This is a genomic window from Paenibacillus sp. RC67 (genome assembly GCF_030020805.1).
Lineage (GTDB): Bacteria > Bacillota > Bacilli > Paenibacillales > NBRC-103111 > Paenibacillus_S.
On the sequence record NZ_CP125098.1, the window covers coordinates 234243 to 247029 of the forward strand.

Here is a 12787-nt window from a genome sequence, read left to right on the forward strand (position 1 = left end):
GTAAGGGGGTCCGTTTTTTTGTTGCTGTTAAATATTTCTCGACTTTGCAACCTTTTATGGGGGGAACCGCATCTATAAGGGTGAAGAGGAGGGGGAGCCATGAACCCCGAACAGGATTGGGTTACACGAATGCGTCAGGGGGATGGTTCCGGCTTGACTTCGTTGATGGACCGGTACGGCCATGAAGTATTCCGCACGGCCGCGCTGCTTATCAAAGACCCTCATTGGGCAGAAGATATCAGCCAGGAAGTTTTTCTGGCAGCTTATCAAAAAATCAGGCAGTATCGGGGTGAAGGAACTTTGCGAGGCTGGCTGCTGCAGATTACTGTAAATCTGTGCAGGAGCCGGATGCGTCGGGCTTCATGGAAACGGCTCGTTTTCTTTGGGCTTGAGCAGCAAAAGCAATTGCGCAGTTCAGACAAAGGGCCAGAGGAACAAGCAGTGAACGACTCCTTGATGGCCTCGATTCAACAACTGCCTTACAAATACAGGGAAGTCATTGTTCTTTATTATTATCGGGATATGATGACAAGGGAAATAGCGGAACTGCTCGGGGAATCGGAAGGGACCGTAAAAAGCAAGCTCTCCCGTGGCAAGAAGCTGCTGAGAAGAGTGCTGGAGACAGGGGGGTGGAACGATAATGGCGAAGCATGGGAATGATACAGTTCGTAAGGAACTGGAGGCCGAGCTTGCCGAAGTGCGCTTTAGCGAAGAGATGAAACATAATGTGATGAGGAGACTGGGTGAGGCAAAGACACCGTTCTGGGAACGGGAACTCGCCATACCGGTACCTGCTGCCGCGGGAGTTGGACTATTCATCGTAGTGCTGTGTCTATGGATCATTTCTCCATCTAACCCGACCTTCTCCTCTGAACGTTCAGCTGACGGTGCGAGGCATTCCGTACAGCAAAACATTGGCAAGGATGAGCAGCAGGGTTATGTGGCTTTGGCTGGCAACGTCTTCCGGAAAGAGGATTTGACCCAGGGGTGGTCCCCGTGATCCGGATCAAGTACAAGACGCTGGCTCTAAGTATTTTATTGCTGTTGGTTTCGGCCCTTGTGGTTTTCGTTGAGCTGCCCCAGAAGCTGCTGGATTGGAAGAAGTATGACGTGATTCTAGATTATTTTCCGAGAAGCAATCAAGTGCCTCAGGCATTGTACTGGGCGGCTGAAGAGGCAGTGCCGAATCCGACGGATAACCGCATTTATATTTTTCATCGCTCGTCTTCGTACTCTTCTTCAGGGAATGCTTCGCAGCAGCAATTGGCTTATGCCAAAGAGAAGCTGGAGAAGCTGCTCGAGGAATACCCAAGGTATGAACTGAGTGGTCAGGCCAGGTGGAAGCTCGCGAATATATATTTTGCCCAGAAGGAGTATGAGCGGGCGGAATCACTCTTTAGGAGCATTGCCGATAACGGCAAGGGAGATAGTCAAAGCAAGGAAGCGGCGGACTACGCCAAGCTGCTTGCCTCATGGAACGGAGTGAAGGAAGGCTCAGGGCTTTCCTTGACAGGGAAGGTCCTGATAGGGGGAAGACCAGCGGCAGACACAGTTGTCGTACTCCATCGCAAGACGGATAACGGCTGGATGTCTCCTCCATTCGGGCATTATCCGATGACAATGACGGATAGTGAAGGGACCTTCCGGTTTTACGATGTCTCTCCGGATGAGTATGACGTTGGTGTGGGCGTTGAGGCGGAGGCGGTCAGCGGCTATTATCTTAGTGATCAGGGAACCGACACGGTGAACATTCAAACAGGTGGCACGGCCCATTATGATTTACGATTTGTGCCGCAGGTAAAGGTGAGCCAGCCTACGAACAAGGAAATGCTGACTTCCGGCAAGCTTCAATTCAGTTGGGAGCCGTATCCTGGGGCAGTTAGCTATAAGCTATCGCTGACGGCGCTGGAGCCAGGGCAGAACGGTTCTACCAGAGGAACCTCATCCATTGAGTTGGAAGAGGTATGGACAGAGCCTAAAGCGGAATACGACATCGAGACGCTTCGGACGTATCCGCGCGGCTTGGGTAAATCATATACAAGCACCGAGCTGTGGCTCAGCTCTCCCGGCATTTTGGGTGTGGTCTATCCCGGAGGCCATTTCATTTGGTCAGTGGATGCGTTCAATGCCCAGGGGGAGCGGATTAGCAGCTCCAGAGGCTATTACACTTCCTTGAATGCCGAGGTTCCTTTTTTCTCCGTCTCCGATAAAGGCCAACTGTCTGGCGACAAGCTGGTACTGCAGGGGGATTACCAGGGAGCGATCAAGGCATATGAAGCCGAAGGCGATAATCCGTATGCGTTAAGGGCGCTTGCCATCATGATGCTAAATGGGATTGATCGCGAGGATAAGGGTGACAAAGCGAAGGCGCTTGGATATTTGCAGCGGATTTCGAATCCCGCTCCCTTCGATCTTGAATTGATCAAGAGCATTGGAATAACCCAGTAATGGCCAAGTGGACGCAGATAGGAACTGAATGATTGGGGAAAGCAACAAAGAAAACGAAAAAAGCCTGCGAAATGGCCGAATATCGGCATCGCAGGCTTTTTCCTATTTCACATATTACACGCGCTCAATTACTTTATCGATCAAGCCGTATGCAGCGGCTTCTTCGGCGTACATGAAGTTGTCGCGGTCTGTATCCTTCTCGATTTGCTCAAACGATTGACCTGTACGTTCAGCCAAGATGTGATTCAGCTTATCGCGCATTTTCAGAATGCGTTTCGCGCGAATCTCGATGTCGCTTGCTTGCCCTTCGGCTCCGCCAAGCGGCTGGTGAATCATTACTTCGCTATTAGGCAGCGCAAAACGCTTGCCTTTCGCGCCTGCCGCGAGCAGGAAAGCACCCATGGAAGCAGCCATACCGACGCAGATCGTCGATACGTCCGGCTTAATAAACTGCATCGTATCGTAGATGGCCATCCCAGAAGTAATGGAACCGCCCGGGCTGTTAATGTACAAGTGAATGTCTTTATCCGGATCCTGTGCGGCCAAGAACAACAGTTGGGCAATAATTGCATTGGCCACAACATCATTGACTGGAGTTCCCAGGAAAATAATACGATCCTTCAGCAACCGGGAGTAAATATCATAAGCGCGCTCCCCTCTTGCATCCGGTTCAACGACCATTGGAATGAAACTCATAAGCTGCAGCCTCCTTAAAGTTCATGTATGGTAACACTATAACCATCATAACGTAAAATCAAACAAAGGTCAAGGAAGGTCAAACAATGCTTGCAAAAAAACCTCTAACCTGGCGCTTAAGCAAGGTGTAGAGGTTCGGTTAGTTGTAGTAGAATGGCGCGCCCGTAAGGAATCGAACCTTAATCTCAGGCTCCGGAGGCCTACGTCATATCCATTGGACCACGGGCGCATGTTAAATGTTCTCAGAAAAAGAGAAGCAAGAGTTATTATATGCTACTGTACATAAAAAAGCAACCCTGTGAACAAAAATGTCCTCCAGTTATTCACAGGCTGTTCTACAGTACAGTAGCGGCGTCGTATCCCGGCATGACGCCGGTTTGCACGCAAGCATAGAAGTCGCGCTCGACCTCGGTTGGAGAGCTGTTCTTCCGATAAACCAGACCGTTTTTCCGCTCAATCCGAAGACCGCAGACGGGCTTGGTCAGCAGTTCACCCTTTTCGATCTGATCGCGTACGGCGTAATAAGGCAGGAAGGCGATACCAAGGCCGGTCTTGACGGCTTCCTTTATCACTTCAAAATTGCTCATCGAAACGGTAGATAATCGGATACCCATGGTTTTGAGAGGGGAAAGGATGCAGCTTTGCAGCAAACGACTTTGCGGAAGCAGCAAGGTGCTGTTCTCAAGATCGCGGCTGTAGAGCGTCTTCCTCTCGGACCAGCGATGTCCCGTTGGGAGGACAAGCATGAATCGATCCTCAAACAGCACATAGCGATTGAGCTCCGATTGGATATATTTATCGTCATCGTATAAAGGCATAAAAGCAAAATCAATTTTATTCTGCATCAGCATTCTATGTAATTCGTCATAGCCGTAAGTGTGCAGCTCGAACTGCTGCTTCGGATACGTCTCGTGAAATTTCCGCAATAGATCCGGCAGTACATAGACTCCCATATAGTTGCTGGCATAAATGGATAGAATGGAATGAGTTTGCAGCGACTGTTTGATTTGGTCGGAGGCCTCATCGAAAAGCTTTGTAATTCGCTGCGCATATTCATAAAATATCGTTCCCTGCGGAGTGAGGCTAACCGATCTTCCCGATCGGATAAGCAGCTTGGCGTCCAGCATTTCTTCTAGCTGTTGAATATGAGCGCTGATAGTAGGCTGCGAGCAGTACAGCTGCTTCGCTGTTTCGGTGAAGGAGCCGCATTCGGCAAGCGTAAGGAAGGTGTCCATTTTTTCGAAAATTTTCATGTATCCGGCCTCCGAAATATAGAATATGCTCAGAGGGAAGTATACTATAAATGATAATGATTATCAATATCATATAATCAGACTGGATTATTAGTGATCCTAATCCGCATATTAGAAAACACTATGAAACCGATTTCAAACAATGTTACACGCTTCTTTTTCACAAATATACCAGTTTAATTGATATTGATAATTATTATCAATAGATTTATGATCTTTCTAGCATCCTGGATATTTTCATTGCAAACATAGAAGGAGTGGGTTTACATGCTATCCCGAACGAAACGGGGCCTAGCCATATTGGTAAGTACCATTGTCATTTTATCCGGCTGCAGCACGGCAAGCACGCCATCTGCATCGAAGTCGGATAAGCCAGCAGAGAATCAAGCAGCTACAGCTATGGAGAAACCTTCCATCCGTATTGGGTGGCAAAAAAGCGGCTATCCGTCGCCATTTGCATTTAGCGCTTCGGGTCCGGGTGGCTATCTACATAATAGCTTCTTGTTCGATACATTAACCTGGAAAGACGATAAAGGTGTCATTCCTTGGTTGGCTAAATCGTGGAAGCAATCGGATGACGGGCTGAGCTATACGTTCGAGCTTGAGCAAGGAGTGAAGTGGCATGACGGGATAGCTTTTACGGCTGATGATGTTGTGTTCACGTTTGACTATTATAAGAAAAATCCGTTCCCTTGGACGGGGGATATTACTCAAATTGATTCGGTAAAGAAAACTGGCGATACTACGGTCGTGTTCAAGTTGAAAAATAAATACGCACCATTTTTAAGCGACCTGGTCGGCATTATGCCTATCATTCCTAAACATGTATGGGAGAAGGTGGACAAGCCGGTAGCTTATCGCGACCCAAGCGCACTCGTTGGAACGGGGCCGTTCACACTGAAGGAGTATGATGAGAAGTCGGGACAGTACTTGTTTGCAGCCAATGATAATTACTTCAAAGGCAAAGTCAATGTAAAGGATGTAGCTTATCTGGATGTTCAGAATAAAGTGTTGTCCTTGCAAAAAAATGAAATCACAGCTGGAACGACGTTGAATTATCCTGAGGCCGAGCAGCTCCAAAAAGAAGGCTTCGATGTTATGAAAAACAATCAAACCGGCAGCGCGGTGCGTGTCGTGTTCAATCTCGACCATTCGCAGTTGAAGGATAAAAAGCTTCGCCAAGCGATCGCTTATGCGCTGGATCGTTCCGAAATGGCGAAGAAGATCGTAGGCGGAGAGCCGCTTGTCGGCAGTGCGGGAATCATTCCGCCAGATTCCACCTGGTACAACAAAGATGTATTGAAATACGACTATAATACGGCTAAAGCCGATGAAATGCTGGATCAATTGGGTTATGCCAAAAATGCTAGCGGAGTGCGTGAAGCACTCAAGCTGAATATGATGGTATCTTCAACTTCCAAAGAAGCGCAAATGATGCAGGAAATGCTGAAAAAAGTAGGTATTACACTTAACATCCAACAGGTTGATACGGCGACCTTCACAGCAGCAATGGGCGAAAATAAATATGATATGGCTATTACCGGACATATCGGTTTAAGCGGTGACCCTGATTTCCTGAGACTGTGGTTCATGGGTTCTGCAAGCAATGCTTATGCAGCTAGAGGCAAGTCGTTCACGAATGAGGAATTCCAAAAGCTAGCCGAAGCGCAGCTGCAGGAGCTGGATCCGGTCAAACGTAAGGCGGAAGTGAACCAAATGCAAGCCATTCTATCCGATGAGCTTCCGACACTGGTCTTATATCACCGTCCATTCTATTTGATGTATAAGAAAAGCGATTTTAACGGTTGGTTCAACACCTTCGGCGGTATAGCAGACGGCATTCCTTTGTGGGATAACAAGGCGGCCTTCATCGATGGCCGTAAATAAGCAAGCCGTTACTTATATTAATGTCCTTTTGTTCGTCCTATTGTTGAATTTCTTCCTTCCTCGGTTGCTTCCGGGAGGACCGATTGATTACATCCAAGGCGGCGATAACGGCGCAGTTCTAATGAGCGAGGCGCAAAAGGCAGCGATACTTAGTTATTACCGTCTGGACGAACCGATGTGGCTTCAGTTTCTGCACTATGTAAAAGGCGTGTTTACACTCGATTTCGGATTGTCGGTGACCTATAAGTCACCGGCGTTCGAAGTCATTATAGATCGACTTCCATGGACGCTGCTGATCGTTGGATCGGCTACTGTACTCTCTATATTCATCGGCCTGGTACTTGGGCTGCTGTCCGCTTGGAAGCATACAAGCCGCACGGATCGAGGGCTGCTGCTCACCATGGTTGGGCTCGGAGCGGTGCCTGAATTCCTTGTAGGTATGCTGCTGCTGATCGGCTTCAGCGTCCAGTGGAGCTGGTTCCCGCTGAGCGGAGCTGCGACTCCGTTCTTCAAGCCAGATGCTTGGTGGGAGCGGGCTCTAGATATTACGAAGCATGCTTTGCTGCCGGTTGTTACGTTGACGGTGGCTCATCTGGCGAGCCTGTACTTGCTGATGCGCAACGAGGCGATCCGCGTGCTGCGCGAGCCGTTCGTTGAATTTGCCCGGGCTAAGGGTGTCAGGAGCAGAGCTATCGTCATAAGGCATGTGCTGCGCAATGCGCTGCTGCCGATGGTCACAATGATCATGCTTAGGATTGGCGGTCTATTGGCAGGCTCCGTGCTGGCAGAGACCGTGTTCTCCTACCCTGGCATCGGGAAGCTGCTGCAGGAAGCGATTCTATCGCGGGACTATCCGCTGCTGCATGCTTTGTTTCTGCTGCTGACGGTGTTCGTGTTGCTTCTGAACGTGGTGGCGGATGTGCTGTATCCTTGGCTCGATCCGCGAATCCGGACCGGAAGGCGGAGTGAGCAGAGATGAATAAAAGTAAATGGATAGGCATTGTGGTACTCACGCTATTTGTTTTACTAGCCGTTGGCGGCCCCATGGTTGCCCGGTTCGGCCCGATTGCCTTCGACGGAGAACGGCTGAGTGCCCCTTCGGGAGTTCATTGGCTCGGTACAAATTCGTTGGGCCAAGACATATTCAGCCAATGGATCTATGGGGCCCGAAATACGTTTTTGATCGGACTCTTGGTCTCTATATTAAGTACTAGTCTTAGTGGAGCACTTGGACTTGCTGCCGGGTATTCAAAGAGGCTGGATCCCGTTATTAACGGGATTGCCAATGTGCTGCTCGTTATCCCTTCTCTGCTGCTCATGCTGCTCGTAGCGGCATTTACAGGAGGAGGCATTGTGCAGCTCATACTGACGCTCGGGCTGCTGAGCTGGCCCGGCTATATGCGGCTCATAAGAGCTTCCGTATTATCCCTGAAGGAACGGGAATTCGTTAAGGCAGCGCAGCTGTTTCAGGCGAAGCCCGGCTATATCTTGCGGAAGCATCTGCTTCCCTTCATCGGGCCGCTGCTCAGAACCAAATTTATTATGTCGTTCCGCCAGGCGGTAACGATGGAAGCGGGTTTGTCCTTCCTCGGTCTTGGAGACCCGAATCAAGCAACCTGGGGCAAAATGCTGGAGCAAGCGTTTCAGCAAAATGAAACGTGGATGACATCCGTCTGGCAGTGGACGGTTCTGCCGCCAGCCTTATCGCTGCTGCTCGTTACCGTCGGGCTGGCGCTGCTGGGAGAATCGGCTCGGGCTAGGAACGGAGCTGTGAGCTCCGTCGGAAGTGAACCGAGGAGCGAGAGGATCAGCCGCAGCGCCAACAAGCCTGAGCAGCCTGCTGTAGCGTTCAGCCCCGATGTGCCGGTCGCGGCTATCGGGCTTAGCGTCGCCTACGGCGAGCGGACCGTGCTGCTGCCGGCGACGTTCACCGTCGCCGACGGAAGCATCACGGCGGTGTTCGGCGAGTCGGGCTCGGGCAAGACCACGTTGGCCCGGGCGCTCTATGGCCTGCAGCCGAGGCACACGGTGCAGGGTGAGGCCTTTGTCAGCCGCAAGCGGATCTATGGCGGCGGGGATACGATGCGCCGCTGGCATGATGCGGCGTTCATCTTCCAGGACCCGCGCCAGAGCTTCAATCCGCTGCTGACGATAGATCAGCAGTTTCGGGAAGTGATGCAGGGCCGGGACGGTGTTTCCGCTTCCGCAGCGGCTAAACGCCAGGAAGCGGCGCAGGCGCTCCGCGAGGTACAGCTGGACGAGCGGATGCTGGATTGCTACCCGCATCAACTAAGCGGGGGCATGCTGAGCCGTGTCGCAATCGCATTGGCGCTCGTGAACAAGCCGTCTGTGCTTATTGCGGACGAGCCTACCGGAGCGCTCGATCCGATCGTGAAGCGCGAAATATTGGAGCTGCTTGCCGCTAAGGTGCGGGAACACAGCATGACCTTGTTCCTCATCACTCATGACATCAGAGCTGCCCTTCACGTTGCGGATGACGTCATGGTCTTGAAGGAAGGCCGGCTCCTGGAGCATTCACCACGTGAACAGTGGCTTAACGATCCGGAAGCCGATTACAGCAGGGAGCTTCTAAGCTCACTGCGATAGATCCACGGATAGGAAGTGAGGACGGATGCTGGAGATCCATCAAATAAGTAAGCAGTTCGGCCGCGGCTCAGCCCAAGCCTATGCCGTAAAAGAGGTCTCTTTGACCCTGGCAGAAAGCGAAGTTTTTGCTTTGGCCGGGGAGAGCGGCTCAGGCAAGTCCACGCTCGCTGAAATGATCATTGGCATGAGAAGCCCGGATGAAGGGGGCATCTCCTGGAGAGGGCAGCCTATCGGGCGTCAGCCCGATTACTGGCGTCATGTTCAAATGGTGTTTCAGAACCCGGACCGTTCCCTGAATCCTTACTGGAAGGTTAAGGATATTATTGCCGAACCCTTGCTCCTGCACAAGGTGAAACGGACGGAGGCGATGAAGCGGGTAGACGAGCTGCTGGAGCTAGTGCAGCTCCCTCTAAGCTTGGCCGATCGGAGCCCAGCAGAGTGCTCTGGAGGACAGAAGCAGCGAATTGCTATCGCCCGTGCACTGGCAGTTCGGCCGACCTTGCTTATAGCGGATGAGATCACATCGGCGCTCGATCCCATGACGGAGCTTGATATTTTGCAGCTTCTGATAGGGCTGAAGCGCGAGTATGGGATGTCCATTCTGTTCATCACGCACCGACTAGAGACGCTGCCTGGCTTCGCGGACAGGCTGGCCATAATGAAAGACGGCAGAATTGTAGAGTCTGGCCTTTGTGAAGAGGTGTGGGGTTCCCCGCATTCGACCTATACGAAGCGTCTTCTGCAGGCCTGCTCTTATGATTTCAAATTCAAAGGCGGTTCAGGAGCGGAGATGCAAGTACCCGAACGCAGCACTTTGGAGGAGGTAGAATCCATTGAATCAATCTAAAAATATCGCCTATCTGGACACCTATATGGACAGCTCAGGCAGAGTATATCAGCATGAATTTTTTCGCGAACGACTGGAGAGAGTCCCACTATATGAGCTGGAGCAGCATTCGCTGGAAAGCTACGAGGCACTAATCATACCAAACAATATCGATGAGGAATTTTTGTATAAGCATCGTGGACGTGTCGCAGATTTTCTGGACTTGGGCCGGATTGTCATCTCGTTTGCACAGACGTTTCTTCCCTGGCTTCCGAACAAGACACTGTGGCAGCGCAGTCCACTCAGTATTAATGCAAGGACTGTACTCGTTAATACAGAACACCTTATTTTTAAAGGCGTGACTGAATATGATTTGAATTACCGACGCGGTGTGAAGGGGTTTTTCTCGCGGGGGTACTTCGATGCTCCGGAAGGTGCCGAAGTCGTACTTAAGGACAACGAAGGGGCTACCGTCGTGTATATTGACCGCAGTACCACGAAGGGAACGATTCTTGCGGGTGCGGGAACCGATCTTCTCGGATATGGGTTAGGGGATACGACAACCGCACGCCGGATTGGACTTCAGCTCATCGACTGGATCGATGCTGAGAGGAGGGCTAATGGGCGATGAAGAGCGCAGTTTTGTACAGCGGGGTCAGCTACCAGCACTTTTTTCTCCATCATAAGAACGATAAATACAAAAGCAGATTTACCGACGTCATTTATGTGTTGGATCTGCATAAGGCCGATCTCAGCGTTTACGATTATGTCATTGTGCTGACCCGGATGAACCAGGATTTGCTTGTGGAGCACGCTCCGAAGTTTCAGGAGTATCTGGATGGCGGAGGACATTTGATCAGCTTTGGGGATTTCGATCGACCCTGGGTTTCGGGAGTAAAGTGGAAGTTTTATCCGACTAATTTCCATTGGTGGGTCAATCCCGGCGCGGATCTTCCGCTGTACGCAGTTAACGATGACCATCCGTTGTTCCGCTATATTACAGTGGATGACGCCAAATGGCACTATCACGGGGTATTCCTGCCTCATGAAGAGGCGGAGCGGGTTCTCGTCAATGAAATCGGCGAGTCGATTATTTACGTGGACCGCACAACCCATCGAGGGAATCTGTATATGACGACGCTGGACCCAGATTACCATATGGGACAAGGGTTTATTCCGAAGGTCGAAACATTCCTTGATGGCTACTTGGCATGGATCGAGGAAGACATAGCTAATCTTAAAAAAATATCTATAAGTAATAAGGAGGCATCATCATGTCTGTAGTTCGAGTAATGGATGATAGAACTTGTTTGGAAATTGGTTTCGAGGATATTCGCAAGTATCACGGAGAGCTGGCCCTTATGGCGGTCGCAGTAGGGTTTCGTTCCTTGCAGGCGGCGTTTGCCGAGTTGTTCGGTGATGACATCCCGCAAAGAAAATCGATCAGCATCGTATCTGGTCACGCCGGTCCGGGCTTCCGGGATGCGTTTGAATATGTGACGAGAGCCGTTACACGCGGAGCCTACCAGGTGAATGTCGACTATCCGGCTGCTCAGTATGACCCGCACCGTGCACAGTCCTATGCCTATGTGATTTCTACTACGGAGGGCGCTTCTGTTGAGGTAGCTTTGAAGGATGACTTCTTGCCTATGAAGTTTTATGACTTTCTGGCAAAGGGACGCGAAGGTACAATGACGGAGGAAGATAAAGAGGAATTTCGTGAGATGAAATGGTCGTTATCGCAGCGGGCACAGGCTTTGACGCAGGATGAGCTTCTTACGGTCACACGATTGTCTTAGAGCAAAAATCGGCCGATTTTGTGGCAGAACCATTTTCTTTGTCCATTTTGTGTTTTTTTAGTTGAAAATGGTTTTCAGATTTTATATAATAAACTCAGCTAAGTGAAAGCTTAGTTGTTTTTTTGGAAGTTGTGGGACTAAAAATGTAGTACTGGGACGAAAAAAGTCCAATGGTCAGCGGGAGCGTGTTTTATGAGAGATATACTCGATATTCAAAAGCAGCTTCTGCCGGACTTGCTGGACACGCTGAAAGAACGGTATACCATCTTGCACCACATCATGGTATCCGGTATCGTCGGTCGCAGAACGCTGGCGGTATCGCTGAACACGACAGAGCGCATCTTGCGTGCTGAGGTCGATTTTCTGAAAGCCCAAGGCCTCTTAGAGGTTGATGCATCGGGAATGAAGATCAGCGAGGCAGGAAGACAGCTTCTCGAGAAGATCGAGCCGTTAGTGAAAGACTTGTTCGGTTTGACGGAGCTCGAAGAACGGATACGAGCGCATTTTGGCTTGAAGCAGGTTGTTATCGTGCCTGGGGATTCAGATACTTCCCCTCATACGAAGAAGGAATTGGGACGCGCCGGAGCCGCCGTGCTTCGCAAGTATGTATCCCAGGATGAAGTGATTGCGGTAACCGGAGGCTCTACCATGGCTGAGGTCGCTTATCATTTATCTTCTTCCACTTCGCTCAAAGGCAGCTGGTTCGTACCGGCCCGAGGCGGGCTAGGCGAAAGCGTGGAGCTGCAGGCGAATACGATTGCTTCAACTATGGCTAAGAAGACAGGTGCCAAGTATCGGCTCCTACATGTTCCGGATCATTTGGGCGAGGAAGCGTATCAAACCTTGATGCAGGACAGCACCATATTGGAAATTATCCAGTTTATCCGCAAAGCCCGGATTGTCATCCACGGTATAGGTGAAGCTATGGTGATGGCCAGACGGCGAAAGGTGGACGCGGAAACAACGTCCAGTTTGCAAGACGACGGTGCCTTGGCGGAAGCGTTCGGTTATTATTTTGACCGCGGAGGCAAGATTCTTCATAAGATGCCCACCGTAGGGCTAAGAATTGAAGATATTCAAGAAATGGACTGTGTGATTGGCGTAGCCGGAGGCAAAAGCAAAGGCGAAGCGATCGCGGCGGTGCTGCGTTTTGGCAGAGAAGATATTCTCGTCATTGACGAAGCGGCAGCGCAAGTCATTGTTCAGACATTGACATCTTGACAGGTTATCCTGTCTTGACATAAATCCAAATGACTAAATATTAGGAGGCT

General features: G+C 50.5%; 13 protein-coding genes and 1 tRNA gene. 11 read left to right on the top strand and 3 right to left on the bottom strand.

The genetic code is table 11. From position 1 onward, the window contains the following. Positions 1 to 99: 99 nt before the first annotated feature. Genes QMA13_RS01085 through QMA13_RS01095 form a run of 3 tightly spaced genes read left to right on the top strand, consistent with a single transcriptional unit; the run spans position 100 to position 2448 of the window. Positions 100 to 660 (top strand): RNA polymerase sigma factor, encoded by a 561-nt coding sequence (locus QMA13_RS01085; RefSeq protein WP_282938917.1) that lies wholly within the window; start codon positions 100 to 102, stop codon positions 658 to 660. Beyond that, a complete protein-coding gene (locus QMA13_RS01090) occupies positions 641 to 1000 on the top strand; it encodes a hypothetical protein (RefSeq protein WP_282938919.1) in 360 nt (119 codons plus the stop codon). The genes QMA13_RS01085 and QMA13_RS01090 overlap by 20 nt, the downstream gene beginning before the upstream one ends. Beyond that, positions 997 to 2448 carry a carboxypeptidase-like regulatory domain-containing protein gene (locus QMA13_RS01095; RefSeq protein ID WP_282938920.1) on the top strand — a complete coding sequence of 484 codons (1452 nt, stop codon included), beginning with the start codon at positions 997 to 999 and terminating at the stop codon, positions 2446 to 2448. Before QMA13_RS01090 ends, QMA13_RS01095 begins: the two co-directional genes overlap by 4 nt. Before the next feature lie 114 nt (positions 2449 to 2562). On the opposite strand, the gene clpP is transcribed toward QMA13_RS01095, so the two are convergent. From clpP to QMA13_RS01110, 3 genes are all read right to left on the bottom strand, one after another. Continuing rightward, positions 2563 to 3144, bottom strand: coding sequence for an ATP-dependent Clp endopeptidase proteolytic subunit ClpP (gene clpP / locus QMA13_RS01100; RefSeq protein WP_282938921.1), 582 nt, complete (start codon positions 3142 to 3144; stop codon positions 2563 to 2565). Between the two features lie 154 nt (positions 3145 to 3298). Next, a tRNA-Arg gene (locus QMA13_RS01105) sits at positions 3299 to 3373 on the bottom strand. Positions 3374 to 3479: 106 nt separating this feature from the next. After that, positions 3480 to 4397 (bottom strand): LysR family transcriptional regulator, encoded by a 918-nt coding sequence (locus tag QMA13_RS01110; RefSeq protein ID WP_282938922.1) that lies wholly within the window; start codon positions 4395 to 4397, stop codon positions 3480 to 3482. Positions 4398 to 4664: 267 nt separating this feature from the next. Between QMA13_RS01110 and QMA13_RS01115 the strand changes: the two genes are divergently transcribed. From QMA13_RS01115 to QMA13_RS01150, 8 genes are all read left to right on the top strand, one after another. Then, the gene (locus QMA13_RS01115; protein WP_282938923.1) at positions 4665 to 6284 is read left to right on the top strand and encodes an ABC transporter substrate-binding protein; all 1620 of its coding nucleotides are present in this window, start codon (positions 4665 to 4667) and stop codon (positions 6282 to 6284) included. Next, complete coding sequence (locus QMA13_RS01120) at positions 6271 to 7263, top strand: ABC transporter permease (RefSeq protein WP_282938925.1); 993 nt, start codon at positions 6271 to 6273, stop codon at positions 7261 to 7263. The genes QMA13_RS01115 and QMA13_RS01120 overlap by 14 nt, the downstream gene beginning before the upstream one ends. After that, entirely contained in the window at positions 7260 to 8891 is a 1632-nt protein-coding gene (locus QMA13_RS01125; protein WP_282938926.1) for a dipeptide/oligopeptide/nickel ABC transporter permease/ATP-binding protein, read from the top strand. Before QMA13_RS01120 ends, QMA13_RS01125 begins: the two co-directional genes overlap by 4 nt. Positions 8892 to 8916: 25 nt before the next feature. Continuing rightward, the gene (locus tag QMA13_RS01130; RefSeq protein WP_282938928.1) at positions 8917 to 9738 is read left to right on the top strand and encodes an ABC transporter ATP-binding protein; all 822 of its coding nucleotides are present in this window, start codon (positions 8917 to 8919) and stop codon (positions 9736 to 9738) included. Then, the gene (locus QMA13_RS01135; RefSeq protein ID WP_282938930.1) at positions 9725 to 10348 is read left to right on the top strand and encodes an aspartate/tyrosine/aromatic aminotransferase; all 624 of its coding nucleotides are present in this window, start codon (positions 9725 to 9727) and stop codon (positions 10346 to 10348) included. Before QMA13_RS01130 ends, QMA13_RS01135 begins: the two co-directional genes overlap by 14 nt. Further along, positions 10345 to 11001, top strand: coding sequence for a hypothetical protein (locus QMA13_RS01140; RefSeq protein WP_282938931.1), 657 nt, complete (start codon positions 10345 to 10347; stop codon positions 10999 to 11001). Before QMA13_RS01135 ends, QMA13_RS01140 begins: the two co-directional genes overlap by 4 nt. Beyond that, positions 10992 to 11516, top strand: coding sequence for a hypothetical protein (locus tag QMA13_RS01145; protein ID WP_282938932.1), 525 nt, complete (start codon positions 10992 to 10994; stop codon positions 11514 to 11516). Before QMA13_RS01140 ends, QMA13_RS01145 begins: the two co-directional genes overlap by 10 nt. 192 nt (positions 11517 to 11708) lie before the next feature. Beyond that, positions 11709 to 12737 carry a sugar-binding transcriptional regulator gene (locus QMA13_RS01150; protein ID WP_282938934.1) on the top strand — a complete coding sequence of 343 codons (1029 nt, stop codon included), beginning with the start codon at positions 11709 to 11711 and terminating at the stop codon, positions 12735 to 12737. The last annotated feature ends 50 nt before the right edge of the window (positions 12738 to 12787 follow it).

Bases quoted from the DNA above. Each gene is read 5' to 3' on its own strand.
- QMA13_RS01145 (WP_282938932.1), top strand. From the start codon at position 10,992: ATGTCTGTAGTTCGAGTAATGGATGATAGAACTTGTTTGGAAATTGGT.
- QMA13_RS01085 (WP_282938917.1), top strand. From the start codon at position 100: ATGAACCCCGAACAGGATTGGGTTACACGAATGCGTCAGGGGGATGGT.
- clpP (WP_282938921.1), bottom strand. From the start codon at position 3,144: ATGAGTTTCATTCCAATGGTCGTTGAACCGGATGCAAGAGGGGAGCGC.
- QMA13_RS01140 (WP_282938931.1), top strand. From the start codon at position 10,345: ATGAAGAGCGCAGTTTTGTACAGCGGGGTCAGCTACCAGCACTTTTTT.
- QMA13_RS01130 (WP_282938928.1), top strand. From the start codon at position 8,917: ATGCTGGAGATCCATCAAATAAGTAAGCAGTTCGGCCGCGGCTCAGCC.
- QMA13_RS01120 (WP_282938925.1), top strand. From the start codon at position 6,271: ATGGCCGTAAATAAGCAAGCCGTTACTTATATTAATGTCCTTTTGTTC.
- QMA13_RS01110 (WP_282938922.1), bottom strand. From the start codon at position 4,397: ATGAAAATTTTCGAAAAAATGGACACCTTCCTTACGCTTGCCGAATGC.
- QMA13_RS01125 (WP_282938926.1), top strand. From the start codon at position 7,260: ATGAATAAAAGTAAATGGATAGGCATTGTGGTACTCACGCTATTTGTT.
- QMA13_RS01115 (WP_282938923.1), top strand. From the start codon at position 4,665: ATGCTATCCCGAACGAAACGGGGCCTAGCCATATTGGTAAGTACCATT.
- QMA13_RS01090 (WP_282938919.1), top strand. From the start codon at position 641: ATGGCGAAGCATGGGAATGATACAGTTCGTAAGGAACTGGAGGCCGAG.
- QMA13_RS01150 (WP_282938934.1), top strand. From the start codon at position 11,709: ATGAGAGATATACTCGATATTCAAAAGCAGCTTCTGCCGGACTTGCTG.